The organism is Pseudomonas sp. LBUM1656, assembly GCF_059716065.1.
The window spans coordinates 3,018,361-3,042,011 of record NZ_CP166800.1 but is presented as its reverse complement, the minus strand read 5'-3'; the positions used below and the strand labels follow the sequence as shown (position 1 = coordinate 3,042,011).

The 23,651-nt window shown below is 58.0% G+C and carries 23 protein-coding genes and 2 pseudogenes; 13 read left to right on the top strand and 12 right to left on the bottom strand.

Annotated elements, in window-relative coordinates; genetic code table 11:
* Positions 1–372: 372 nt before the first annotated feature.
* The 3 genes from ACA072_RS13945 to ACA072_RS13935 are packed head-to-tail and all read left to right on the top strand — an operon-like array spanning position 373 to position 3,660.
* Positions 373–2,568: a type VI secretion system Vgr family protein gene (locus ACA072_RS13945; RefSeq protein ID WP_497624798.1), complete on the top strand. Its 2,196-nt coding sequence runs from the start codon at positions 373–375 to the stop codon at positions 2,566–2,568.
* A 1-nt stretch (position 2,569) separates the two neighbouring features.
* Positions 2,570–3,130, top strand: coding sequence for a lysozyme family protein (locus tag ACA072_RS13940; protein ID WP_497624797.1), 561 nt, complete (start codon positions 2,570–2,572; stop codon positions 3,128–3,130).
* On the top strand, positions 3,127–3,660 hold the full coding sequence (locus tag ACA072_RS13935) for a hypothetical protein (RefSeq protein WP_497624796.1): 534 nt from the start codon (positions 3,127–3,129) through the stop codon (positions 3,658–3,660). The genes ACA072_RS13940 and ACA072_RS13935 overlap by 4 nt, the downstream gene beginning before the upstream one ends.
* Positions 3,661–3,735: 75 nt before the next feature.
* Here ACA072_RS13935 and ACA072_RS13930 read toward each other — a convergent pair whose 3' ends face one another.
* The gene (locus tag ACA072_RS13930; RefSeq protein ID WP_497624795.1) at positions 3,736–4,032 is read right to left on the bottom strand and encodes a hypothetical protein; all 297 of its coding nucleotides are present in this window, start codon (positions 4,030–4,032) and stop codon (positions 3,736–3,738) included.
* A 533-nt stretch (positions 4,033–4,565) separates the two neighbouring features.
* Between ACA072_RS13930 and ACA072_RS13925 the strand changes: the two genes are divergently transcribed.
* Positions 4,566–4,832 carry a DUF2790 domain-containing protein gene (locus ACA072_RS13925; protein WP_497624794.1) on the top strand — a complete coding sequence of 89 codons (267 nt, stop codon included), beginning with the start codon at positions 4,566–4,568 and terminating at the stop codon, positions 4,830–4,832.
* Between the two features lie 90 nt (positions 4,833–4,922).
* A complete protein-coding gene (locus tag ACA072_RS13920; RefSeq protein WP_497624793.1) occupies positions 4,923–5,318 on the top strand; it encodes a hypothetical protein in 396 nt (131 codons plus the stop codon).
* Here ACA072_RS13920 and ACA072_RS13915 read toward each other — a convergent pair.
* Positions 5,315–5,590, bottom strand: coding sequence for a DUF1652 domain-containing protein (locus ACA072_RS13915; RefSeq protein WP_497624792.1), 276 nt, complete (start codon positions 5,588–5,590; stop codon positions 5,315–5,317). The two genes, ACA072_RS13920 and ACA072_RS13915, sit on opposite strands and share 4 nt — an antisense overlap.
* Positions 5,591–5,976: 386 nt before the next feature.
* Here ACA072_RS13915 and eco point away from each other — a divergent pair, with 386 nt between their 5' ends.
* A complete protein-coding gene (eco, locus tag ACA072_RS13910; protein ID WP_497624791.1) occupies positions 5,977–6,459 on the top strand; it encodes a serine protease inhibitor ecotin in 483 nt (160 codons plus the stop codon).
* A 33-nt stretch (positions 6,460–6,492) separates the two neighbouring features.
* Here eco and ilvA read toward each other — a convergent pair.
* Positions 6,493–7,494, bottom strand: a pseudogene (ilvA, locus tag ACA072_RS13905) (threonine ammonia-lyase, biosynthetic); the annotation flags it as partial.
* 199 nt (positions 7,495–7,693) lie between these two features.
* Between ilvA and ACA072_RS13900 the strand changes: the two are divergent.
* A pseudogene (locus ACA072_RS13900) lies at positions 7,694–7,879 on the top strand (DUF2834 domain-containing protein); the annotation flags it as partial.
* A 125-nt stretch (positions 7,880–8,004) separates the two neighbouring features.
* On the opposite strand, the gene ACA072_RS13895 reads toward ACA072_RS13900, so the two are convergent.
* Positions 8,005–8,928, bottom strand: a complete 924-nt coding sequence (locus ACA072_RS13895) for a magnesium transporter CorA family protein (RefSeq protein WP_497624790.1) — start codon at positions 8,926–8,928, stop codon at positions 8,005–8,007.
* Between the two features lie 7 nt (positions 8,929–8,935).
* Positions 8,936–10,510 (bottom strand): RimK family ATP-grasp domain-containing protein, encoded by a 1,575-nt coding sequence (locus ACA072_RS13890; RefSeq protein ID WP_497298982.1) that lies wholly within the window; start codon positions 10,508–10,510, stop codon positions 8,936–8,938.
* 92 nt (positions 10,511–10,602) lie between these two features.
* Between ACA072_RS13890 and ACA072_RS13885 the strand changes: the two genes are divergently transcribed.
* Positions 10,603–11,697, top strand: coding sequence for a peptidase C39 family protein (locus ACA072_RS13885; protein WP_497624789.1), 1,095 nt, complete (start codon positions 10,603–10,605; stop codon positions 11,695–11,697).
* 122 nt (positions 11,698–11,819) lie between these two features.
* Here ACA072_RS13885 and ACA072_RS13880 read toward each other — a convergent pair whose 3' ends face one another.
* A complete protein-coding gene (locus ACA072_RS13880) occupies positions 11,820–12,971 on the bottom strand; it encodes a PQQ-dependent sugar dehydrogenase (protein WP_497624788.1) in 1,152 nt (383 codons plus the stop codon).
* A 50-nt stretch (positions 12,972–13,021) separates the two neighbouring features.
* The gene (locus ACA072_RS13875) at positions 13,022–13,369 is read right to left on the bottom strand and encodes a hypothetical protein (protein ID WP_497624787.1); all 348 of its coding nucleotides are present in this window, start codon (positions 13,367–13,369) and stop codon (positions 13,022–13,024) included.
* Positions 13,370–13,562: 193 nt separating this feature from the next.
* Here ACA072_RS13875 and ku point away from each other — a divergent pair, with 193 nt between their 5' ends.
* Positions 13,563–14,435, top strand: coding sequence for a non-homologous end joining protein Ku (gene ku / locus ACA072_RS13870; protein WP_497624786.1), 873 nt, complete (start codon positions 13,563–13,565; stop codon positions 14,433–14,435).
* A gap of 136 nt (positions 14,436–14,571) precedes the next feature.
* Here ku and lpxO read toward each other — a convergent pair whose 3' ends face one another.
* Positions 14,572–15,471, bottom strand: a complete 900-nt coding sequence (gene lpxO, locus ACA072_RS13865) for a lipid A hydroxylase LpxO (RefSeq protein WP_497624785.1) — start codon at positions 15,469–15,471, stop codon at positions 14,572–14,574.
* A gap of 494 nt (positions 15,472–15,965) precedes the next feature.
* On the opposite strand from lpxO, the gene ACA072_RS13860 reads away from it, so the two are divergent.
* Positions 15,966–17,555 carry an ABC-F family ATPase gene (locus tag ACA072_RS13860; RefSeq protein WP_080943075.1) on the top strand — a complete coding sequence of 530 codons (1,590 nt, stop codon included), beginning with the start codon at positions 15,966–15,968 and terminating at the stop codon, positions 17,553–17,555.
* A gap of 261 nt (positions 17,556–17,816) precedes the next feature.
* Positions 17,817–19,004 (top strand): MFS transporter, encoded by a 1,188-nt coding sequence (locus ACA072_RS13855; protein ID WP_497624784.1) that lies wholly within the window; start codon positions 17,817–17,819, stop codon positions 19,002–19,004.
* A 175-nt stretch (positions 19,005–19,179) separates the two neighbouring features.
* Here the strand turns inward: ACA072_RS13855 and ACA072_RS13850 are convergent, their stop codons facing one another.
* Together ACA072_RS13850 and ACA072_RS13845 are read right to left on the bottom strand one after the other, a co-directional pair.
* Complete coding sequence (locus ACA072_RS13850; protein WP_497624783.1) at positions 19,180–20,217, bottom strand: alpha/beta hydrolase family protein; 1,038 nt, start codon at positions 20,215–20,217, stop codon at positions 19,180–19,182.
* A gap of 168 nt (positions 20,218–20,385) precedes the next feature.
* Positions 20,386–20,997, bottom strand: coding sequence for an FMN-dependent NADH-azoreductase (locus tag ACA072_RS13845; RefSeq protein WP_497624782.1), 612 nt, complete (start codon positions 20,995–20,997; stop codon positions 20,386–20,388).
* 130 nt (positions 20,998–21,127) lie between these two features.
* Between ACA072_RS13845 and ACA072_RS13840 the strand changes: the two genes are divergently transcribed.
* Together ACA072_RS13840 and ACA072_RS13835 are read left to right on the top strand one after the other, a co-directional pair.
* Complete coding sequence (locus tag ACA072_RS13840) at positions 21,128–22,036, top strand: LysR substrate-binding domain-containing protein (protein ID WP_497624781.1); 909 nt, start codon at positions 21,128–21,130, stop codon at positions 22,034–22,036.
* A complete protein-coding gene (locus tag ACA072_RS13835) occupies positions 22,033–22,392 on the top strand; it encodes an MmcQ/YjbR family DNA-binding protein (RefSeq protein ID WP_497624780.1) in 360 nt (119 codons plus the stop codon). Before ACA072_RS13840 ends, ACA072_RS13835 begins: the two co-directional genes overlap by 4 nt.
* Here ACA072_RS13835 and ACA072_RS13830 read toward each other — a convergent pair.
* On the bottom strand, positions 22,389–22,820 hold the full coding sequence (locus ACA072_RS13830) for a DUF1294 domain-containing protein (protein WP_497624779.1): 432 nt from the start codon (positions 22,818–22,820) through the stop codon (positions 22,389–22,391). The genes ACA072_RS13835 and ACA072_RS13830 overlap by 4 nt on opposite strands.
* Complete coding sequence (locus ACA072_RS13825; protein ID WP_497624778.1) at positions 22,817–23,647, bottom strand: undecaprenyl-diphosphate phosphatase; 831 nt, start codon at positions 23,645–23,647, stop codon at positions 22,817–22,819. Before ACA072_RS13825 ends, ACA072_RS13830 begins: the two co-directional genes overlap by 4 nt.
* Between the last annotated feature and the right edge of the window lie 4 nt (positions 23,648–23,651).

Here is a 23,651-nt window from a genome sequence, read left to right as displayed (position 1 = left end):
CGCTCTGCGTGGGAATGCAGCCCGGGACGCTGCGTCCCAAAAGCGGACGCGGAGCATCCAATGAAGCATTCCCACGCGGAGCGTGGGAATGATCAGTAGGCAATGACGGCAGAGGGGTTTTAAGGAGTTTTAAGCGCTTTGAACGACTTAAGTCTGAAAATGACTATCGATTCTTGGTCACCACGGGGGTGTGACGCGGTGAAGTTCGGCAAAGGATGACCAAACATCCCCCGCAATCATTGGCCGAAACCCTGTATCTAAGGGTTTCCCCGATAGCACAACGCATCCACGCCTACGGCATTTGCGCCTTGAACGGGGCGGTTTAATGCTGCACCATCCGCACCAGCTTATTCAAAGGACGGAATTAAAGGCATGCTGGACGCGAACGCAACCCATATTTCCCTGACGCTGGAAGGCGTTTCCGTTGACCTGCAAGTGCTCAGCTTCGTCGGTCGCGAAACCCTCAACCAGCCGTTCTGTTTCGACATCGAACTGGTCAGCGCCCGTCCCGACCTGAAACTCGAAGAGTTGTTGCACAAGCCAGGCTGCCTGACCTTCGGCGCTACCGGCAAAGGCGTCATCCACGGTCTGGTCTATCGCATCGAGCAAGGCGATTCCGGCAAGAGCCTGACGCGTTACAGCATCAGCCTGGTCCCGCAACTCGCCTACCTGCGTCACAACCATGACCAGCAGATCTTCCAGCATTTAAGTGTGCCGAAAATTATCGCCCAGGTACTTGAGGCGCGCGGCATCCTGGCTGACGCCTACAGTTTCCAGCTCGGCGCGATCTACCCCGAACGCGATTACTGCGTGCAGTACGACGAGTCCGACCTGCATTTCATCCAGCGCTTGTGTGAAGAGGAAGGCATTCACTTCCACTTCCAGCACAGCGCCAGCGGCCACAAACTGGTGTTCGGCGATGACCAGACGGTGTTCCGCAAACTGTCGCCCGTGGCCTACCAGCAAGACTCCGGCATGGCCGCCACGAAACCGGTGATCAAGCGCTTCAACCTGCGCCTGGAAACCCGCACCTCCCGCGTCAGCCGCCGCGATTACGACTTCGAAAAGCCACGCATCCTGCCCGAAGGCGCCGCCAAGAGCACCTTCGCACCGGATCTCGAAGACTACGACTACCCCGGCCGCTTCACCGACCGTGCACGCGGCAAACAACTGGCGACCCGCGCGCTGGAACGTCACCGCAGCGACTACAAACTGGCCGAAGGCAAGGGCGACGAGCCCACCCTGGTCAGCGGCCACTTCATGGCCCTGAGTGAACACCCGCGCTCTGAATGGAACGACCTCTGGCTGTTGCTCGAAGTGGTGCACGAAGGCAAGCAGCCGCAAGTACTCGGCAAAAACGTCACCAGCGACGTCACCCACAACAAAGACGATTTCCATCAGGGCTACCGCAATACCTTCCTCGCCACCCCGTGGGACGCGCACTTCCGCCCTGCCCTCGATCACCCGAAACCGAAAGTCCTGGGCAGCCAGACTGCCATCGTCACAGGCCCGCCGGGCGAAGAAATCCACTGCGATGAATACGGCCGCGTAAAAGTGCAATTCCACTGGGACCGCGACGGCCAGGCCAACGACAAGACCAGTTGCTGGCTGCGCGTCGCCACCGGCTGGGCCGGCAGTGCCTACGGCGGCATTGCCATCCCGCGCGTCGGCATGGAAGTCCTCGTCACCTTCCTCGAAGGTGACCCCGACCAACCGCTGATCACCGGCTGCCTGTTCCACAAGGAAAACGTCGTCCCCTACGACCTGCCGGCCAACAAGACCCGCAGCACCTTCAAGACCCTGAGCTCACCGGGCGGCAAGGGTTACAACGAGTTTCGTATCGAAGACAAGAAAGGTGCGGAACAGATCTACCTGCATGCCCAGCGCGACTGGGACGAAAACATTGAGCATGACCAGAAGATCCGCATCGGCAATGAACGCCATGACACGGTTGAGGCCAATGTTTTCAGCGAGTTCAAGGTTGAAGAACACCGCATCACCCATCTGGACCGCAAGACCGAAGCGCGGGCGGATGATCACCTGACCGTGGCGGTGACCCAGCATGTGAAGGTGGGGACAGCGCAATTTGTCGAGGCGGGTCAGGAGATTCATTACCACGCGGGTAACAAGGTGGTGATGGAAGGCGGAATGGAACTAACGGCCAAGGCTGGCGGGAGTTTCGTCAAGGTGGATGCGGGGGGTGTGACGATCAGTGGGGCTGAGGTGAAGGTGAATACCGGGGGCTCGCCGGGAGTGGGTTCAGGTATACAAGCGTTAATCCCTTCGATTCCGCTCGCTGCTGCAATCGCTAGTGCCGGCCAACTTTTAGAGCGAAAAATAGTCCCGGAGAAAACGGATCACGATCTGGATTTTTTGATTACTGATCAAACCTCAGGTTTGCCGTTGAAAAATTTCCCTTATGTGATCAAAACGTCTTCCGGTAAAAGCCTCACGGGACGCACCAACGATGAAGGTAGAACGGCAAAAATCAAAAGTACAGAAGCAGAAATGGCTGTAGTTGAGATTTATGACGACATTCCCCCAATCAACCCAGGATGGGATGCTTGATATGCCCAAACAAAAACCGTTGGCCACAACTCAAAAAGCGTTGACTCCGGCAGCTGACAAAAAACCAGCCTTAGTCATGGTCGATGATAGTAAGCGCCTGAAGGAAATCAGAGCGCTTGTTGAAGCCAATAACAAGTCAACGATCGATACAAATACTGTTATATGCCAGATTTATATGGAGTCGCGCTTCGATGCGAAAGCCGGCGCGGGCCATAATGCTCGTGGTCTGCTGCAGATGCAGCTGGAGGGAGTACAGCAAGTTTACAAATATCGAAAAAAGAAAGAACTTGGTCATATGCCGAGCGACCCTCTGACAAAACAGGCTTTCGCTGATGGCGAGGCTTTTTACAAAAGCGGCGCTCTTTTCGATGAAGCCAAAAATATTCAAATAGGTACGGAGTACATGCAGTACTGGATAGATATTTCCAGCTCAATCGAAGAGGCTTATAAAAAATACCGCGGCCTTTCCAACGGCGTTTATTATAAAAAAATAAGTGCGTGCGCAACAAAGCTCGCGGCCAAGCCTGATTCAATGCAAGTGCTTAGGGACAACTTAAAGTGAACAAAGCATGGTTTTTTTTAATCGCCGCATTGTCAGGGCCTACCGCCTATGCGGGACAAAGCAAGTCTATTCTCAACTGCCCCTTGTCTGACGGGACAAGCGTATCTTTACTGGCCGAGACAGACGCTGAAGGCCAGCGATTAAGAGTCAACATCGATAAAAAAACACAAATTGCTTTCACCGACATGCCTGACTCCGATTTTGTCGGGGAAGTCGTCATGGCCAAGTGCGCGTCCTTGAGCCTGATATTTGTTATGAACTACGGCTCGCCCTATTTAAAGGGCGTTGTTTTACGCAAAAACCCGGTCAGCCATTCAATCGAGCGAATCGATTTTGCCGAGAAAGCCCTGCCCCGTTATCTCTACCTGGGACAGCAGCAGATGCGACTGGTCATTCCAAATATCGGGAATGAAGTGTCTACGAAGTTTTTGGTTTATGACTATGTGTCAGGCAAAGGTCAACCGGACGAGGCTGCCGGCAGTGACGTCGTGCCTAATGGCCGTGGATTCAAGGTCGTACGCCTCAAGTAGGCATCAAATAGAAAAACACCCTGCCATGAAAAATCCAGCGCTGCCGGACGCTGGATTGTCTGTAAACGTCAGAGGTCAGACAGGCGCCTTCCACCCCATCATCCGCTGCTGAGCCACCTGCAACAGATCAAAACCATCCTGAGTCAGCAGGTAAAGCGCATGGGTAATGTGCGGAATGTCTTGAACATCGCCGTGCTTGAAACATTGGCAATGCAGGGTTTCAAGTAACTGGCTGGCGGCCCGGACCCGCTGTAAGGCGGCTTCGAGAATGTCTTGGGGATTGGCTTCGGTGTCGATCACCAAAGGTTTCGAGTCGGTAACGCTGCTGTTGATTGAACGGTAGCGATCGGGAAACGGGTTTAGCGTAGGCATAGTCATTACTCGGGTATTAATTAGTAATCGCCAGCACCGTGACCAAACGATGGGGGGCGGCTGTGTGCAGGCTTGGTCAACCGACAACACCCAATCGGCTCGCCCGAAGGCGTCCCGCACACAGCCACCATTACAACGCACTACGAGGACGTAGAAGTCCGCAGCGCGAATGAGGGCACATATATGTGCGGTGTTATCAGGTGACCAAACCTGTCCGCTGATTTTGCAGCGAGTCCAAACAGTAAACGCTGCCCCCCATCCGGCGGAAGTCGACAAGGCAACTGACTTTGTAGGACCAAGCCGAAGATCCCGTAGATCGTTTCCCACATGAAACGTCTGACAGAAACGCTCTCGCGACAGGCGGCGTTCAGCCGGGTTAACCAAACGTTAACCCCGCGGTCCAAGACTTTACTGGACCGCACGCCCTCAGGTTCCTCTGACGCCCAGTCCCTCAGGTTCCTCTGACGCCCAGTGCGGCAGGTTCGACGCCCAATCCGTCGAGCTGACTCAACGTCTGCACTGGAGATCGCCCCATGAACATCCGCACGCTGCTGATCACTTCCGCCCTCGCCTGCACCGCGTTTACCGGTCTTGCGCAGGCCAACGAAACGTCGTCCTCGCAAGCCACCCCGTATCACTACGGCATGCCGCTGAACATCGACAAAGTGGTCGCCCTGACTGAGCCGAGCACGCCGGAATGCAAAGTGATAACGGCTGACATGAAGTACATCGATACGTCAGGCAAACCTGAAGAAATCAGCTACCGGAAGCTTTCTGACGCTTGCAGTTATCAGAACTGACCGAAAGGTCTGATTTTGCACTTTGCGGTACTCCTGTGAGGGATCAGACGCTATGCTTTGGCGCGTCCCTCACTGCCGCAAGGATCCGCCATGCAGTTATCGTTTCGCACCCTGTCGACCTTCACTTCCCTTCTGTGTTTTCTGCTGGCCCTGGTCTGGGGTTTGATGCCGGACGTATTGCTGGCGATCTGGAGTATTGAGTATTCGTCTGCGGCAGGTTTTGTCGCCAGGCGCAGTGCAGTGCTGTTCGCGGCGTTGGGCGTGATGTTTTATCTGGTTCGCAACGAGGCGCCGTCCGTCACCCGCCATGCGCTGAGCACCGGGTTTACCGTCGGCTGTATTGGTCTGGCAGTGTTGGGTTTCGGCGAATGGCTGAATGGCCATGCCGGGCCGGGCATATTGCTGGCGGTGGTGGTCGAGTCGGCGCTGGGACTGGGGTTTGTCCAGACCCGGCGCGTGTCAGCAGAACTCGAAACTGCGGGTTAAAGCGCTTTCCTGTCCAAGTGCAAAGGCTGGGCCTCGGCGTGGGACTGGTGCTCCATGTCTGAGCGCAGCCCTGCGATCAAGTCGCCGATCTCCCGGCATCCGTTGAGCTGTTTGGCATTTATTCCCGTCACGCACAGGTCGAGGTGATCGGTTTCACGATCTGAATACACCTTGATGGTCATCGACAGGTCCGGCGACAGCGTACATTGGCAGCGTTTCGGCAGAAAACTGCTTTCAATTATATTGCGTAGTTCCAAGGCAGAAAGAAACATGGCGACCCTCTCCTAATTGTGAGATTGCCAAATAAATTCAAGCGTTGGTCCGTGCTGAAATCACCCGCTTTTCTTCCTAAGGCGGGGTTTCTACGTCTCAAACACCAGACCGTCCTCGCGTTCCAAGCTGACTCAATACTGTCCCGGTCAACTCAAGACCTGAATGAGCATAAAACATGCCGCGAATTTCGCCGTGCAGCTCATCGGTAAATCAATGATTTAACGGACATGCCTATAAACGGCCTCATGCAATTTGCAAGAAAGGGCCGTTTGAGCCCTGCAATTTGCATACAACCCGAGCGGGGTTTGCATTAGCGGAGGTCGACAGTAAGAATGCGCCTGTCATTCCAGTATCCGCTGACTCTACTCACACGCAAGGAGGCTTCATGGGTTCATTGACCTGTATCACTACCGTCGGGCTGATTGTTGCCAGTCTTTCAAGCGTGGCTCATGCCGCAAAGCTTGAAACAGTCGCGCCGTTCCCCAAGCCTGAGAGCGGTTTTACCCGTCAGGTCATTCATGTAGCGCCGCAGCCCCAGGAGGAAAACTTCCAGGTTGAGGTGCTGGCCGGCAAGACCCTGACCGTGGACTGCAATCGCCAACGTCTGGGCGGTATCCTTGAAGAAAAAAACCTTGAAGGTTGGGGCTACCCCTTTTACCGCCTGGAAAAAGTCATCGGCCCGATGAGCACGATGATGGCCTGTCCCGACGGCAAGAGTAAAAAAGAGTTCGTGCCGGTGGTTGGTGACGGCTTCATGCTTCGCTACAACAGCAAGTTGCCGATCGTGCTCTACGTGCCCAAGGACGTCGAAGTCCGCTACCGGATCTGGTCGGCGTCGAGCAAGGTCGAGAAAGCTGTTCAGGAATAACCAAGCCACCTCTCCTCATGCTGAAACGCCGCTCAACGCGGCGCGCTCGGCGACATGCCGCAGACTGTCAAAGTTGATGTTGGCACCTGAGTCGATCGCCACCAGGGTTTGACCACGGGCACCGGTTTGAGCGATGTACTTCTTGATTCCGGCCACCGCCAAGGCGCCGGAGGGTTCGGTGATCGAGCGGGTATCGTCGTAGATATTCTTGATCGCGGCGCACAGCTCGTCGTTGCTGACGGTCAGCACTTCATCGATACAGAACCGACAGACCTCAAACCCATAAGCGCCGACCTGCGCAACGGCCACGCCATCGGCAAAGGTGCCCACATTGGGCAATACAACCCGCTCTCCTGCCTGCAACGCGGCGTACAAACACGCGGAATGTTCTGATTCGACGCCGATGATGCGCACTTCAGGTCGCAGGTATTTGACGTACGCCGCGATGCCGGCGATCAGGCCTCCGCCACCCACGGGGACAAAGATCGCGTCCAGCGGGCCTTGATGCTGGCGAAGGATCTCCATGGCGACGGTGCCCTGCCCCGCGATCACGTCCGGGTCGTCGAACGGCGAGACGAAGGTGCGACCGGTTTGCTCGGCCAGGCGCAGCGCGTATTCGAGGGCGAACGGAAAGCTTTCGCCATGCAGCACGGCGTCGGCACCGCGACTGCGTACCCCAAGCACTTTCAATTCCGGTGTCGTGCGAGGCATGACGATGGTGGCGGCGATCCCCAACTCACGCGCCGCCAACGCAACGCCTTGGGCGTGATTACCCGCTGAAGCCGTGATCACGCCGCGAGTCTTTTGCTCATCGCTCAGTTGCACCAGCTTGTTGTAAGCGCCACGGATCTTGAATGAAAAGGTCGGTTGCAAGTCTTCGCGCTTGAGCAGGATCCGGTTACCCAAAGCCTCCGACAGCGCCGGCGCCGGTTGCAACGGTGTTCGCACAGCCAGTTCATACACCGGCGCGGCGAGAATCTTTTTCACATAGCGCTCAAGCAAAGCCTGCTGGGCGGGGGTGCTGCTCATGGTCATCTCCTGACGTTGTTTGGGGCCCAGGAGACAGAAAGTAAAAACCCGCCTCTAGGGCGGGTTGGGTGCTGCAGTCGTGAGCTAGCCCGCCAGATAAGGAATGGCGGTAATAATGCTTGGCTGGCAGCGCAATACGGTGGAAGTCATGGCTGGAAATTAGCCGGGCGTTGATGGCAAGTCAATGGCCAATTTTCTTCGGCCTATGATGGCGACGCTGGCGGGAATCTGGATGTACAGGGATGCGCGCAAGCGTGGGCAGTCGAGGGTGTCGGTGATTCCGTATTTGTTGATCACGGCGATTTTCGTGTCTGTCGGGCCGTTGTTGTACCTCGTGGTTCGGGGGCTTAAGAACCGTGGGCATTGTGGTGATGCGCGTCAACAACGTTGATCCAGAAGTGGTTGCACTGTTGAGGACGCTTTCGCGAGCAAGCCCGCTCCCACAAGGGATTTGTGAACGACGCATACCCTGTGGGAGCGGGCTTGCTCGCGAAGGCGGCCTGAAAGACGACACCTTCATTTCGCCAGGCGCCTGAGCCCAAGCACCATGGCCCCCGCCCCTAGCATCATCGCCGTCAGAAACAACGGATACGACACCCACCACGGCGTGTCCCCGGTCATCATGCTGAACTCGGACATGCCGCCAATGCTCGCAATCAGGTTCAGAGGCAAAAACACCACGTTGATTAACGTCAGTTTGCGCAGCAGGTTGTTCATGCTGTTGTTCATCAGGTTGCCCCGGGCGTCGATCAGCCCGGAGAACACCGTGGAGTAGATTTCCGCCTGTTTGTAGCACTGGTTGTTTTCGATGATCAGGTCGTCGATCAGGCCGATGGCTTCGGTGCTGAAGTGCTCCTTGGCCGCGTGGTTGCGCAGCCGCGTCAGCACCGCGCCGTTGCTGTGAATTGCGTTGATGTAATAGATCAGGCTTTCGCTGAGGTTGAACATCTGGATCAAGTGCTGGTTCTGCATCGAGGCGTTGAATTTCTGCTGCAACTCCCGGGCAACCATCTTGATCACCTTCAAGTGACCCAAATAGTGATGGATGTTGTTGAACAGCAGGTCGAGCAACACATCCAGCGGCGTGTTCAACCGCTGCCGGGTGCCGAGCCCGTGCAGCGGTGCATCGTCGGTGGCGATCACCAGCAATCGCTCAGCAGAAAACAGCAAGCCACAGGACGACACTTCAAAGGCCAGACTGCCGGCGCCGGAGTAATTCTCCGGACGCTTCCAGATCAGGAACAGGTTGTCGGGATGGAACTCGATGCGCGATACCTCGTCAGGGTCCAGAGCCGAGGCCAGCGCATGTTCATCGAGCTTGAAGTGGCTGTGCAACAAATCTCGCTCGGCGGCATCGGGGTTGCTGAACAGCATCACTTCAGCGTCAAGCCGTTCGACCGATTGCAGGGCGCCACCGGCCAGTTGAAAGCTCCTGATCATCAGCCGCTCACCAGGCCTGGCCGCGACGCTTCAGTTCCAGTCGCCGGACGAACTCCTCAAGCACCAGCGAATACAAATCGTCCTGCAAGTACGCGTCTTCAATGCCGGCGTCCATGTTCGGGTTGTCGTTGACTTCGATCACCACCACCTTGTCGCCGGACTGTTTGAGGTCCACGCCGTAGAGGCCGTCGCCGATCAGGTTGGCGGTTTTCACGGCGAGGTCGACCACGGCTCGCGGGGCTTCGTGGACGGCCAGGGTGCGGCATTCGCCGTTGATGTCCTGCCCCTTGGCCTTGTGGTTGTAGATTTGCCAATGGCCCTTGGACATGAAGTATTGGCAGGCGAAGATCGGTTTGCGGTTGAGTACGCCGATGCGCCAGTCGTATTCGGTGTAGAAGAATTCCTGAGCCAGCAACAGCACCGAGTGTTCGAACAGTTCGGCCGTCGCTTCGAGCAAGGCTTGCTGACTTTCGACCTTGATCACGCCCCGGGAGAAACAGCCGTCGGGGATCTTCAGCACCAAGGGAAAGCCCAGGCGCTCGCCGACCCGTTCGAAATCTTCCGGTCGATCCTTGTAGAGGATTTCAGTGGCGGGCATGCCTAGTTGGTGACTCTTGAGCAGATCGGTCAGGTACACCTTGTTGGTGCAGCGCAGGATCGACGCCGGGTCGTCCATCACCACCAACCCTTCGCTCTCGGCTTTTTTCGCGAAGCGATAGGTGTGGTTGTCGACGCTTGTGGTCTCGCGGATCAGCAGGCCGTCGTATTCGGCGATGCGCGCGTAGTCCTTGCGTTCGATCAGCTCGACATCAATGCCCAAGGTCTTGCCGACGCGTACGAAATTATCCAGCGCTTTCGCGTTGGAGGGCGGCAAGGCTTCCTGCGGATCATGCAGGATGGCCAGGTCATAACGGGCCAGCCGTCGTGAGCGTGGCACACGCCAGATCTTGCGACTGAAACTGTCCAGAGAGTTGGCAAATTGATCTTCCTGGTCTTCACGCAACTTATGCAAGGCGCCGGACTTTATACCTTCGATGTGCCAGCCATTGGTTCTTCTAAACTCAACTAACAAGATCGGACACGGAAACACTTCAAATAACTGACGTGCCAAATCCTGCAACGGCTCTATATTGGTTTTGCCAAAGTACAACGTCAGGGTAAAGCCTTCGGTGTCGCTGTAAAGATGATTGCTTAGGGCTTTTTCCAGGGGTTTATCCAGGTCGTCCAGCGCCAGGCCGTACAGGGATTTTTTGGTCAACTCGCTGATGGTCCGCACCGACGGAATGACCTTGTGCCCCCGCGCTTCGGCCAGCAATGAGCAGTAATAGCCGTGCCCCAGGTACTTGTAGCTGCGGCACAGGTTGATCACCTGGACCCGTTTACCCTGTTCGTTGTCCCGCGTTTGTTCGAGGTATTCCTGGGCACTGACGATGTCCTCGCTGGGGAAATACGAGGCCCAGTCTTCTTTGCGCTCGACGATGATAATCAACTGACTGGAAGTTCTGCCTGCGTCATTTAAATAAGTTGCTGCCGGCAAAGTTTGCTCGGATACTTCGCGCCAATGACCTTGTACCGCTGACATAGTGATTGATCCGTTGGAGAACAAGACCTTTCCTATTAAGCACGAACTTTTTCGAAAGTCCCGTTTCGTTACGCAACTTTTACGGCGATCATATGAACACTGTCTTTCGCTTGGCGGTAGTTGAAGACTTACCGGCGCTGCTGGAACTCGAACAGCAATGTTTCACCACGGACCGGCTCAACAGTCGCAGTTTTCTGTGGATGATCACTCGGGCCCACGGCCAGCTGCTGGTGGCTCAGCGAGGCGATCAATTGCTCGGTTACGCGGTGGTGCTGTTTCACCGGGGCACTTCGCTGGCGCGGCTTTATTCGATTGCAATCGCGACCGGCGCACGTGGCAGCGGCCTGGGCAAGCAGCTGCTCGCACGCGTCGAGTCCTGTGCCCTTGAACACGATTGCGCCTACCTGCGGCTAGAAGTGCGTATCGACAACCCGGCAGCGATTGCCTTGTATGAGCGCAACGGCTATCGGCGTTTCGCGCTGATTCATGACTATTACCAGGACCACGCTGATGCGCTGCGCCTGGAAAAACGCATCCTTGAGCACCGGGATTCGCGCAACATCAAGGTCCCGTGGTACCGGCAAACCACCGACTTCACCTGCGGCCCGGCTTGCCTGCTGATGGCCATGGGCGCGCTGCAAGGCGATCAATGGCTGGACCGTCGCGAAGAATTGCAAATCTGGCGTGAGGCGACGACGGTGTTCATGACCTCAGGCCATGGCGGTTGCAGCCCTCAAGGCCTGGCGTTGGCGGGGTGGCGACGGGGTTTTCGGGTGCGGCTGCAACTGAGTATGGCGGGGCCGTTGTTTCTCGATGGCGTACGCGATGAGCATAAAAAGGACGTAATGCGTTTGGTGCACGAGGAGTTCACCGCACAGTTAGAAGAGACTGATGTGGAGCGAGTGATCGGCGGCCCGCTGGACCTTCCACGGTTGCTTGGCGATGGCGGACAACCGCTGGTGCTGATCAGCAGCTATCGGCTGACCCGCTCCAAGGCGCCCCATTGGGTGATCGTCACTGATTGCGACGATGAATTCGTTTACCTGCACGACCCCGATGTGGACCACAGCCAGCATCGTCAACCGATGGACTGCCAGCATCTGCCGCTCAGCCATGGAGAATTCGACAAAATGTGCAGCTTTGGCCGGGGAAAGCTTCGGGCGGCGGTGATCCTGTATGCCAGATGATCGTTCCCACGCTCCGCGTGGGAATGCCGCCATGGACGCTCTGCGTCCGCTCGTGATGTGACGCGGAGCGTCACGGGATGCATTCCCACGCAGAGCGTGGGAACGATCACTTCAAGAGCGGGTTATTTCAGGCCAATCTTGAAAAGCCCGCCATCGTCCTCATCGGTCAGCACATACAAGTACCCATCCGGCCCCTGGCGCACATCGCGAATGCGCTTGTTGAGCTCGCCAAGCAATCGCTCTTCGTGAACCACTTTGTCGCCATCAAACTGCAAGCGGATCAACTCCTGGCTGACCAGCGCGCCGATGAACACGTTGTGCTGCCAGACCTTGAAGCGATCAGCGTCGTAGAACGCCATGCCACTCAGGCCGGGGGACTTTTCCCAGACATGGCGCGGCGCCACGGCACCTTCAGCGGTCTTGCCCTTGGCTTCCGGAATTGGCTGACCGGAGTAGTTGATGCCGTGGGTCGCCAGCGGCCAGCCGTAATTGTTGCCGCGCTCGATGACGTTGATTTCATCACCACCCTGCGGGCCATGCTCGTTCTCCCAGAGAACGCCGGTCCACGGGTTTAGCGCCGCCCCCTGCGGATTGCGCTGGCCATAGGACCAGATTTCCGGGCGCACCCCGGACTGACCGACAAAGGGGTTATCGTCCGGCACCTTGCCGTCGGGATAGATCCGCACGACCTTGCCTTGCAACTTGTCGAGGTCCTGGGCCGTCGCTCGGTCATTGTTTTCGCCGAGGGTGATGAACAGATAGCCGTCGCGATCAAACACCAATCGTGAGCCGAAGTGGTTGCCGACCGAAAGCTTGGGCTCCTGACGGAAAATCACTTTGAAATCCTTGAGGGTTTTCAGGTCCTCGGACAATTGCCCTCGCCCCACCGCCGTGCCGGCCTTGTCGCCCGCGCCACCGCCCTCGGCGTAAGACAAATACACCGTGCGGTCCTGCTTGAAGTCGGGCGACAGCACCACGTCGAGCAAGCCGCCCTGCCCCTTGGCCCAGACCTTTGGCACGCCATCGATCGGCGCCGAAAGTTTGCCGTCGTAATCCACCACCCGCAGATTGCCGGGCCGTTCGGTGACGAGCATGCCCTTGCGATCGGGCAAGAACGCCAGGGCCCACGGATGTTCCAGGCCCTTGGCAACTTGCCAGACCTCAAGGGTGCCCTGCTCGCTTTTCATGTCCTGGGGCGCCGCCGCGAGAACGGGTGCCGTGGCGGTGATCAGTACGCTGGCGCAGAAGGTGGCCAAGAGGGTTTTACGCAACATGCACGATTCCTTTTGTCGTTCGAATGGCTGGCAAGAACCTGTCCTGCCGTTCAACGGTTGCTGGTGTCTGCGTCTCGATGAGGCGTATTGGGAATGAATTTGGGTGGGCTGGCGGGCACCGTTCGGTCCTGGGGATAGCGATTGCCGATGCCGCCGTTATCAAGCGTGGGCGGCCGCGGCACGGGAACGGTGTTCGGCCCGCGAATGACCGGAGCGCCGGGTTTCGTGCCCTGCATGCTATTGGGATTGGCCCGGCGGATCGGGCTGTTGTAAGGGTTGTTGTTGCCGGTGCCCGTCGGACTTTGGGCCAGCAGTAAAGAGGTAACGTCGGCCTGGGCCAGATTGCTCAACAGGCCACTGAATGCCAGTGCGGTGCAGGCGAGCACGAAACGGTTCATGGAAGGCCTCCGGGCGTCAGCGTAGATAGGATCTTCGATAGCACGCTACGCCGGGGGTTCGGATTTGTTAACTAAAACCTCTTTCACAACATGTAACACCAGTTGACGGCCCAGCAGGACCGGGCCGCAGCCCGCTGAAACTTTTGCGCCGCGCCGCGGGTCACCTGAACACATCACTTGCGAGTAGACGACCATGGCACGGGCAATCTGGAAAGGCGCAATCAGTTTCGGGCTGGTGCATATCCCTGTGGCGCTGGTCTCGGCGACGTCCTCGCAAGGCGTGGATTTCGACTGGCTCGACAGCCGCAGCATGGATCCGGTGGGTTACAAGCGCGTCAACAAGGTCACGGGCAAGGAAGTGACCAAGGAACACATCGTCAAAGGTGTGCAATACGAAAAAGGCCGATACGTGGTGCTCAGCGAGGAAGAAATCAAGTCGGCGCACCCGTTATCCACGCAGACCATCGACATCTTTTCCTTTGTCGACGCCGAACAGATTCCCCTGCAAAACATCGACACCCCCTACTACCTGGCGCCGGATAAACGCGGAGGCAAAGTCTATGCGTTGTTGCGCGAGACGCTCAGCAAGACCAACAAGGTCGCCCTCGCCCACGTTGTTTTGCATACCCGTCAGCATCTGGCGGCGTTGATGCCACTGGAATCGGCGATGGTGCTGGTGATGCTGCGTTGGCCCGCCGAAGTGCGCAGTCTGGATACGCTGGAGTTGGGCACTGAAGTGACCAAGCCCGAACTGGCCAAGGGCGAACTGGACATGGCCAAGCGTCTGGTGCAAGACATGAGCGCGGACTGGAAACCCGAAGATTACCGCGACAGTTTTGAAGACAAGATCATGGCGCTGGTCGAGAAGAAAGCCAATGAAGGGAAGATTGAGGATGTCGAGACGGCGACGGGTGAAGAGGAACGTAAGACGGCGGATGTGATTGATTTGACTGAGTTGCTGAAACGCAGTTTGGGGGGCAAGGCTGGCGGGAAGACGGCTGCGAAACCGAAGGCTGCGGAGAAACCGGCAGCAGCGAAAAAAGCCACGAAACGGTCGAGTGGTTGATCGATTACGGAGTGTCTGAGCGTTTTTCGGAGAATCTACCGGCCCCATCGCCAGCAGGCTAGCTCCCACAGTTGGAATGCATTTCATTGTGGGAGCCAGCCTGCTGGCGATGGCGTAAAAAGCGGCGACGCAGAATTCAGATCCAGACAAAAAACGCCAGCAACCCACCAAAAATCGCCCACTTCTCAAGGTAGTAAAGTTTGCGATTACGCTTCTTCAGCGCCTTGCCCCGCAAACGAATCTTGTAGATCTTGGCGAACAGGCGGTTGATGCCGCCAGTTTTGTCACCCGCATCATTCGGCGCGCCGGCCGCCGACATCACGTTACGGCTGAACCAGCCGTTGAACGCCGCCGCCCAGCGATACTTCATCGGACGCTCGACATCGCAAAACAGAATAATGCGGTTCTGCTGGGTGGTGTTTTCGGCGTAGTGGATGAAGGTCTCGTCGAACATCACTGCTTCACCGTCGCGCCAGTGGTAGTTCTCGCCATCGACGTTGATGTAGCAACCGGCATCGTTCGGCGTTTCCAGGCCCAGGTGATAACGGTAAGAACCGGCGTAGGGATCGCGGTGACGGACCAGTTTGGACCCCGGCGGCAACTCGGCGAACATCGCGGCTTTGATCGAACCGATGCTTTGCACCAGCTCAGTGGTACGCGGGCAGAGTTTCGTCGCCGAAGGATGGCTGTCGCCGTACCACTTCAGGTAAAAGCGCTTCCAGCCGGTCTTGAAGAACGAGTTGAAACCGACGTCGTCGTATTGGTTCGAGCGCTTGATCTCCCCGGCCCGAAGCAGGTTCTGGCCTTCCGCGCGAATTTCTTCCCAATGCTCCTGCAACGGACTCAGGTCCGGGAAATCCGCCGGGTCGAGATAAGGCTTGTTGGGTATTTTCGAGAACAGATAAAGGAAGCAATTGATCGGCGCGAGAAACGACGAGTGATCGCTCAGTTGGCGGCCCAGCTTGTGGCGCACCCGACCACGCAGGTGGACGTAGGCAATGGATACTACATAAATAGCGGCAATAATCAGTTTCACAGAAATCGTCACACGTCAGAGGTGAACAAACTGCTTCCCTCCAGGCCTCGAAGCCCTGGGATCTTGTGCAGCGTCTGAATACGAAAGAGCGTTCCCGAGTGGCCCGTCCTAGAGCCTGCCGATAGTCGGCATCAGGTAGAAAAATGGCATATTAGTCTCATTTTGTAACCAATAGTTAACCTTCAAATGTGAAAATCTGTCCGCTGATGCCGCCAAAGTGCCCGCGCGACCTCAACGCCCTATCGTTTAAAGAGCCAGACCAGTACAATCGCCGCCAAACATTACGCGCCCCCCTTGGTTGATGACGGGAATGAACCCCGCCTCAGCGCACTTCGACTCGGGCCAAGCGCTCCATATGCTGCTGTCCACTTATTGCCAGATGGACCTTCCGCTTCTGACCGGGATGCATTTCCCGTGGTTCGGATACCGGAAACGGGTACTGAATCGGTACTGCCGCAACCCTAGCTACTCTGAATGCTTCGCAGGAAAAACCTTTGATCTCTACAGCTAACATCACGATGCAGTTCGGCGCCAAGCCGCTATTCGAAAACGTTTCGGTCAAATTCGGCGCGGGCAACCGCTACGGCCTGATCGGCGCCAACGGTTGCGGCAAGTCGACCTTCATGAAAATCCTCGGCGGCGACCTCGAGCCGTCCGGTGGCCAGGTCATGCTCGAGCCGAACGTGCGCCTGGGTAAATTGCGCCAGGACCAGTTCGCCTACGAAGAATTCACCGTCATCGACACCGTGATCATGGGTCACGAAGAGCTGTGGAAGGTTAAAGCCGAGCGCGACCGTATCTACTCGCTGCCGGAAATGACCGAAGAAGACGGCATGGCCGTGGCCGAGCTGGAAACCGAGTTCGCCGAAATGGACGGCTACACCGCCGAATCCCGCGCCGGTGAATTGCTGCTGGGCCTGGGTATTGGCATCGAGCAGCACTTCGGCCCGATGAGCGAGGTTTCCCCAGGCTGGAAATTGCGCGTATTGCTGGCCCAGGCGCTGTTCTCCGATCCTGAAGTGCTGTTGCTCGACGAACCGACCAACCACCTGGACATCAACACCATCCGCTGGCTGGAAAACATTCTGACCCAGCGCTCCAGCCTGATGATCATCATCTCTCACGACCGTCACTTCCTGAACAGCGTGTGCACCCACATGGCTGACCTGGATTACGGCGAGCTGCGCCTGTTCCCGGGCAACTACGACGAGTACATGACCGTGGCGACCCAGTCCCGCGAGCAACTGCTGTCGGACAACGCCAAGAAGAAAGCGCAGATTTCCGAGCTGCAATCGTTCGTCAGCCGCTTCTCGGCCAACGCCTCGAAAGCCAAGCAGGCCACTTCCCGCGCCAAGGCGATCGACAAGATCCAGCTGGCCGAGGTCAAGCCTTCGAGCCGTGTGAGCCCGTTCATCCGTTTCGAACAAACCAAGAAACTGCACCGTCAGGCGGTCATCGTCGAGCGCATGGCCAAAGGCTTCGACGGCAAGACACTGTTCAAGGACTTCAGCTTCCAGGTTGAAGCTGGCGAACGCGTGGCGATCATCGGCCCGAACGGTATCGGTAAAACCACCCTGCTGCGCACCCTGGTCAACGAACTGACCCCGGATGCCGGTACCGTGAAGTGGACCGACGCCGCGGAACTGGGCTACTACGCCCAGGACCACGCGCACGACTTCGAAGACGACTGCAACCTGTTCGACTGGATGGGCCAATGGACCCAGGGCGGCGAGCAAATCGTTCGCGGCACCCTCGGCCGTATGCTGTTCTCCAACGACGAGATCCTCAAGTCGGTCAAGGTCATCTCCGGTGGTGAGCAAGGTCGCATGCTGTTCGGCAAGCTGATCCTGCAAAAGCCGAACGTGCTGATCATGGACGAACCGACCAACCACTTGGACATGGAATCCATCGAGGCGCTGAACCTGGCGCTGGAAAACTACCCGGGCACGCTGATCTTCGTCAGCCACGACCGTGAGTTCGTATCGTCGTTGGCTACCCGCATTATCGAACTCAGCCCAAGTGGCGTGATCGACTTCAGCGGCACTTATGATGACTACCTGCGTAGCCAGGGCGTTGTGTTCTAAGCGTTTGCTATAAATGAAAGCCCTGTCCTTGTGACGGGGCTTTTTGCATTTCAGGACTTAAGGATGTTCTGGTGCTGAAACCTTCGCGAGCAAGCCCGCTCCCACAAGGGAACGCATTTCAAATGTGGGAGCGGGCTTGCTCGCGAAGAGGCCCTCAGTAGCATCGCAAAATTCGAGGCTCGATATAGTTAGCCTGCTTCCTTTTATTTCACACCCAAGCCATGATGCAACTCTCCCACCGCCGCCCGCGAACGAGCCCTCATGTCTGCGCAGCAACTGCCACCGCAAAGCTCCATGGCGATCACCCTGCAGATCGTCTCCATCGTTTTCTATACCTTTATTGCCTTCCTCTGCATCGGCCTGCCGATTGCGGTGTTGCCGGGCTATGTCCATGAACAACTGGGTTTCAGCGCGATCATTGCTGGATTGACCATCGGCTCCCAATACCTGGCCACCTTGCTCAGCCGCCCGATGGCCGGGCGTATGTCGGACACCATTGGGACCAAACGGGCGATTGTTTACGGCTTGTCGGGGATCGTGTTGAGTGGCGTGTTGACGTTGATCTCAACGCTGCTGCAAAGCTTTCCACTGCTGAGCCTGTTGATCCTGATTGCCGGCCGCTTGTTGCTCGGCATTGCCCAGGGCTTGATTGGCGTGGGCACGATCAGCTGGTGCATGGGCCAGGTCGGTGCGGAGCACACCGCGCGTTCGATTTCGTGGAACGGCATTGCATCTTACGGCGCCATTGCGATCGGTGCGCCGCTGGGCGTGGTGATGGTCGCCGAGTACGGCTTTGCCAGCCTGGGGATCGCGCTGTCGCTGCTGGCCCTGGCCGCGCTGTTGCTGATCCGCAACAAACCTTCGGTACCGGTGATTCGCGGCGAGCGCCTGCCATTCTGGGCGGTGTTTGGGCGCATTGCGCCGTTTGGTGCGAGTTTGAGCCTGGCCTCCATCGGTTACGGCACCCTGACGACCTTTATCACTTTGTATTACGTCAGCCGTGGCTGGGCCGGCGCGGCCTGGTGCCTGACGGTCTTCGGGATCTGCTTTATTGTGTCGCGGTTGCTGTTTATCTCCGCGATCAGCCGCTTCGGTGGCTTCACCTCGGCCATCGCCTGCATGAGCATTGAAACCGTGGGCCTGGTGCTGCTGTGGCTCGCGCCCTCGACCGTTTATGCGCTGATCGGCGCGGGGCTGGCCGGATTCGGTCTGTCGCTGGTGTACCCGGCGCTGGGCGTGGAAGCGATCAAGCAAGTGCCCAACTCCAGTCGCGGTGCGGGTTTGAGCGCCTATGCCGTGTTTTTTGATCTGGCCCTGGCGATTGCCGGGCCGTTGATGGGCGCGGTGGCGTTGAACCTTGGGTATTCGTGGATTTTCTTTAGTGCGGCGATGTTGTCGGTGGCCGGACTCGGTTTGACCCTCTTGCTCAAACGCCGCGCAACAACCTGAGAGAGCGCTATTCCTGTAGCAGCTGCCGAGCTTGCGAGGCTGCGTTCGACTGCGCAGCAGTCGCAGAATCTGCATCTACATTTTGTCTGAAACACCGCGGAGCTCGATTTCACGACTGCTGCGCAGCCGAACGCAGCCTCGCAGGCTCGACAGCTGCTACACAAATCGGTGGCGATTACTGATCAGCGGTCTGCATCCCGGCCCGGGTGGGCTTGCCCAGCGCATGGGAGAAAAACCGCCCGGCTTCGGACACCATGTTGCGATGGATGTCCTCGCGGTCGACGCCGTCGGCATCGGTGCACAGCGCCGGCATGGCGGCGATCTGCTCTTCATTGCAAGGCGCCATGAACACGAAGTGCCCTGCCCCGGCCAGCAATTTGAAGTCGGGGGCAATCGGCAGTTTGCGCGCCAGGGCGGCGGCGTTTTTGTCGAACGCCACCAGTTTGTCGCCATCCCCGCTGTAGAGCAGCACCGGCACATGTACGTCGGCCAGTGTGTGGCGGCCGAACTTCAAACTCAGCGGCGCCATCAGCAGCAACGCGTGCACCCGTGGATCTGCCACCGGTTGCAAGTCGTCACGATCGACAATGAGTTCGCCTTGGGTGTTGCAGGCATCGCGGTCCTCCGGGCGTTCCTGGCAGTAGCGACGCAGACGATCCAGATCAGGCGTCGCGCCGGACAGGATCAACGCCGTCTCGCCCCCCGCCGAATAGCCGATCACGCCGACTTGATCGGCGTTGACGAACGGCGCGAGCATGCGATCGCCCAGGGTCGCGGTAATGGCTTCGGAAATCTGGATGGGCCGGCCGTAAAGGTTACTCAACGTACCGAGACGGCTGTGGTCTTTGGAGTTGTCACCGGGATGGATCACCGCCACCACCACAAACCCTTTGCGCGCCAGCGAGGTGGCGAGGTCGTGCAGCGCCAGCGGGGTTCCCGTGTTGCCGTGGGACAGCATCAGCATCGGGAAACGACCCATGGCGACGCGGGTGTCTTCGCCGGCTTCGACGGTGTAACCCTCGATTTTGCTGGTGTGTTCCCGGTCGCTGGAGGGATAGAACGCGATGGCGCGCATCGGTTGCAAATCCAGCGGGTCGAGGAAGCTCATTTCATGGAAGCCGACGCTCCAGTGAGGATGCGGCGCTGGCGCGGCGTGCACTGAATTCAGGCTGCTGAGCAGGCAAATCAGAAACGTTGCACAAAGACGCACCATGGGATGCCCCACCTTGTTACTGGACCGGAGTCGGTGACCCTCGACTGCATAACCTGGGCCACAATCTGTAATAGCCAGAAACAAAAAACTCCGTATCTGGCACTTGCGTGATCAGAATACAGAGTTTTTTGGGTGGTGCCTGAGCTGTTTGAGCTCTTTACGCAAGTCTTACGCAGCGGCGAACAATTGCTCGCTGATGTGCGTGTGAGCGTCGCTCATGGCTTTGGTGCGCACTTCGTCACCGTAGGCCAGGCCATGGGCGCGGACAAACTCGATGTCGGTGATGCCGATGAAGCCGAACAGCACCTTCAAGTACTCTTCGTGGGCAACGCCAGTCGCCTGACCGGCATGCAGACCGCCGGATGTCGAAACGATCACGACTTTCTTGCCACCGCACAGGCCTTCAGGGCCGGCTTCGGTGTAGCGGAAGGTCTGACCGGCAACGGCGATGCGGTCGATCCAGGCCTTGAGTTGGGTCGGGATGGTGAAGTTGTACATCGGCGCTGCGATGACAACGGCGTCGGCAGCGAGGAATTCGGCCAGGGTGGTGGCGCTCAGTTCAGCTTCGTGCTGTTGCGCGGCGTTGCGCAGTTCAGCGGTGGTGCCGGCGGCAACCAGGGTGGTGGCGGAGAAATGGCTGATGGCATCAGCGGCCAGGTCGCGGTAGGTCACCACGGCGGATGGCTCGGCGGCCTGCCAGGCTTGGACGACTTCGCTGCTCAGCAGACGGGAAGCCGAGTTGTCACCAAGAATGCTCGAATCGATATGCAACAGTTTCATAAGGGATCTCCAGGTGAGGATCGCCACCGGGCGATCTGATGGGGAGGATCCTACAGATGAAACCAATAGCTGATTAGCCTGCAACAATGCGATAGTTCGTCCCACTGATAGAACAATCGGATCTCCAATCATGCAAGACCTCAACGACCTCTACTATTTCGCCAAGGTGGTCGAAGCCGGCGGCTTCGCAGCGGCCGGGCGTTTGCTGGGGATTCCCAAGTCCCGGCTGTCGCGACGCATCGCCGAGCTGGAGGAACGCCTCGGCGCACGCCTGCTGCAACGCACGACCCGGCAGCTCAAGTTGACGGCAGTGGGCGAACGCTACTTGCGGCACTGTCAGGCGATGTTGCTGGAAGCCGAGATGGCCGATGAGGCCGTGGCCAGCATGTCCAGTGAACCCCGGGGACGCTTGCGGGTGTCCTGCCCCGTCGGCCTGGCTCACGAAATGCTGCCGACGGTGATCAGCAAATTCCTGGAAAAATACCCTCAGGTTCAACTGGAAGTCATGCTGATCAATCGCCGGGTCGATCTGGTCACTGAAGGCGTCGATGTCGCGTTGCGGGTCCGTGATTTGGGCGATGAAGATCCGCTGCTGGTGACCCGTCGCTTGCGTCAGGCACAGATGGCGATGGTCGCCAGTCCGGCGTTCCTGCACGAACGTGAGATCAAACACCCCGAAGACCTGAAGACTTTGCCGGTGCTCGGCGCGCTGGAGGCCGACCGCATGGTGCACATCCGCATGCTCGATCAACAGGGCAAAAGCTATGACTTGAGTCTGGAAGCGCGATTGGGCATCGACGATTTCATCGTGCGCAAGGCCTGCACGCTAGCCGGCCAGGGCTTTACGATGCTGCCGATGATGTATTGCGAACAGGAGCTGGAAAATGGCTCGCTGGTGCAGTTGCTGCCCGACTGGTCGTTGCCTGGCGGCTGGCTGCAAGCGGTCTACCCTCATCGGCGCGGGGTGATGCCGGCCGTGCGTGCCTGGATCGACCATTTGATCGAATCATTCAATGCCTGTGGGGACCGATTGATATGAAGGCTGGACGCATGAGCGAAGAGGACGTCGCGCAATTCTGTCTCGCACTACCCGGCGCGCGGGAAGACTATAAATGGGGAGGCGTTCGGGTGTTTTCGATTGCCGGGAACAAGATGTTCGCCTTGCAGAACCTGCGCGGCGATTCCCTGGCCTTCAAGGTCGACAAGGACCTGTTCCTCGGGCATTGCGACCGACCGGGCATCCACCCGGCGCCGTATCTGGCGCGGGCGCAATGGATCATCATGCAAACGCCCTACCCGCTGGGTGCCGAGGAGCTGCAGCAATTGTTGAAACGTTCCCACCAACTGGTGGTGAACAAGCTGCCCAAGCGCACCCAGGTCAGTCTGCTGCTTTAGAACAATGCAAACAGATGGGCGCCAAGGAACAGCTGGTCAATCCAGAACACCTGGTGCATCAGCACAATGAGCCAGAACACCAGCTGAAACGAAACCTTGCGGGTCTTGTGCCGAAACATCTGCTGGGCCAGCAAGGCACCCGGCCAACCGCCCGCCAGCTCCACCGCGTGCAACACGTTCTCCGGGGGCCGCCAGCTGTCGGCGCGCGCCTTGCGTTTGTCGCTCCAGTACAGAAAGAACGCCAGCACGCTGACGACGCCGTAGGCTGCCAGGGGAATCAGCGAAACCCCGTGAAGCCACAGCGACACCGAGCCCGTCAGCGGCAGCGCGCACAGGACCGCCAACACCAGCAGTTTCAACCGTGGATGCTGAAACCGCTCGCCCCCGGACCGGCGTCCGGAGTGGTTGCGCGCGCTGGAGTCATTCATGGGCGTGCAGCGGCCCAATCGACCCAACCGAACTGCCAGGTGGCCAGAATGAACAGGCCGAACGCGATGCGATACCAGGCGAACGCCGCGTAACTGTGAGTGCCGATGAACACCAGCAAACCTCTGACGGCAATCATCGCGAAGATGAACGCGGTGACGAAACCGATCGCGAACACCGGAAGATCAGCCGGCACGAACAGGTCACGGTATTTGTAGCCTGAGTACACTGCCGCACCGACCATGGTCGGCATTGCCAGGAAGAACGAGAACTCGGTGGCCGTCTTGCGCGACAACCCGAACAGCAAGCCGCCAATGATGGTCGAGCCCGAACGCGAGGTCCCGGGAATCATCGCCAGGCACTGGGCAAAGCCGACTTTCAGAGCATCTTTCCAGGTGATTTCGTCGACTGTGTGGGCATGCACTTCATGCTGACGCTTTTCCGCCCACAACATCACGACACCGCCTATGACCAATGCCGTGGCAACGGTGATCGGGTTGAACAGGTATTCGTGGATCAGATCGGCAAAAATCACCCCCAATACCACTGCCGGCAGGAAAGCGATCAGCAGGTTTGCGGTGAAACGGCGGGCGTTTGGTTGCGTCGGCAAGCCGACGACCACGTCAAAGATCTTGCGGCGAAATTCCCACACCACCGCCAGGATTGCCCCGAGCTGGATAATAATGTTGAAGGCCATGGCGCGCTCGCCACCGAAGTTGAGCAGGTCCGCCACAATAATCTGGTGACCGGTACTGGAAATGGGCAAAAACTCCGTCAGCCCTTCTACAACCCCAAGAATCAATGCCTGCAAGGCGGTCCAAAGTTCCATCAAT

Bases quoted from the DNA above. Each gene is read 5' to 3' on its own strand.
- ACA072_RS13945 (WP_497624798.1), top strand. From the start codon at position 373: ATGCTGGACGCGAACGCAACCCATATTTCCCTGACGCTGGAAGGCGTT.
- ACA072_RS13940 (WP_497624797.1), top strand. From the start codon at position 2,570: ATGCCCAAACAAAAACCGTTGGCCACAACTCAAAAAGCGTTGACTCCG.
- ACA072_RS13930 (WP_497624795.1), bottom strand. From the start codon at position 4,032: ATGCCTACGCTAAACCCGTTTCCCGATCGCTACCGTTCAATCAACAGC.
- ACA072_RS13925 (WP_497624794.1), top strand. From the start codon at position 4,566: ATGAACATCCGCACGCTGCTGATCACTTCCGCCCTCGCCTGCACCGCG.
- ACA072_RS13920 (WP_497624793.1), top strand. From the start codon at position 4,923: ATGCAGTTATCGTTTCGCACCCTGTCGACCTTCACTTCCCTTCTGTGT.
- ACA072_RS13915 (WP_497624792.1), bottom strand. From the start codon at position 5,590: ATGTTTCTTTCTGCCTTGGAACTACGCAATATAATTGAAAGCAGTTTT.
- eco (WP_497624791.1), top strand. From the start codon at position 5,977: ATGGGTTCATTGACCTGTATCACTACCGTCGGGCTGATTGTTGCCAGT.
- ACA072_RS13895 (WP_497624790.1), bottom strand. From the start codon at position 8,928: ATGATCAGGAGCTTTCAACTGGCCGGTGGCGCCCTGCAATCGGTCGAA.
- ACA072_RS13890 (WP_497298982.1), bottom strand. From the start codon at position 10,510: ATGTCAGCGGTACAAGGTCATTGGCGCGAAGTATCCGAGCAAACTTTG.
- ACA072_RS13885 (WP_497624789.1), top strand. From the start codon at position 10,603: ATGAACACTGTCTTTCGCTTGGCGGTAGTTGAAGACTTACCGGCGCTG.
- ACA072_RS13880 (WP_497624788.1), bottom strand. From the start codon at position 12,971: ATGTTGCGTAAAACCCTCTTGGCCACCTTCTGCGCCAGCGTACTGATC.
- ACA072_RS13875 (WP_497624787.1), bottom strand. From the start codon at position 13,369: ATGAACCGTTTCGTGCTCGCCTGCACCGCACTGGCATTCAGTGGCCTG.
- ku (WP_497624786.1), top strand. From the start codon at position 13,563: ATGGCACGGGCAATCTGGAAAGGCGCAATCAGTTTCGGGCTGGTGCAT.
- ACA072_RS13855 (WP_497624784.1), top strand. From the start codon at position 17,817: ATGTCTGCGCAGCAACTGCCACCGCAAAGCTCCATGGCGATCACCCTG.
- ACA072_RS13850 (WP_497624783.1), bottom strand. From the start codon at position 20,217: ATGGTGCGTCTTTGTGCAACGTTTCTGATTTGCCTGCTCAGCAGCCTG.
- ACA072_RS13845 (WP_497624782.1), bottom strand. From the start codon at position 20,997: ATGAAACTGTTGCATATCGATTCGAGCATTCTTGGTGACAACTCGGCT.
- ACA072_RS13840 (WP_497624781.1), top strand. From the start codon at position 21,128: ATGCAAGACCTCAACGACCTCTACTATTTCGCCAAGGTGGTCGAAGCC.
- ACA072_RS13835 (WP_497624780.1), top strand. From the start codon at position 22,033: ATGAAGGCTGGACGCATGAGCGAAGAGGACGTCGCGCAATTCTGTCTC.
- ACA072_RS13830 (WP_497624779.1), bottom strand. From the start codon at position 22,820: ATGAATGACTCCAGCGCGCGCAACCACTCCGGACGCCGGTCCGGGGGC.
- ACA072_RS13825 (WP_497624778.1), bottom strand. From the start codon at position 23,647: ATGGAACTTTGGACCGCCTTGCAGGCATTGATTCTTGGGGTTGTAGAA.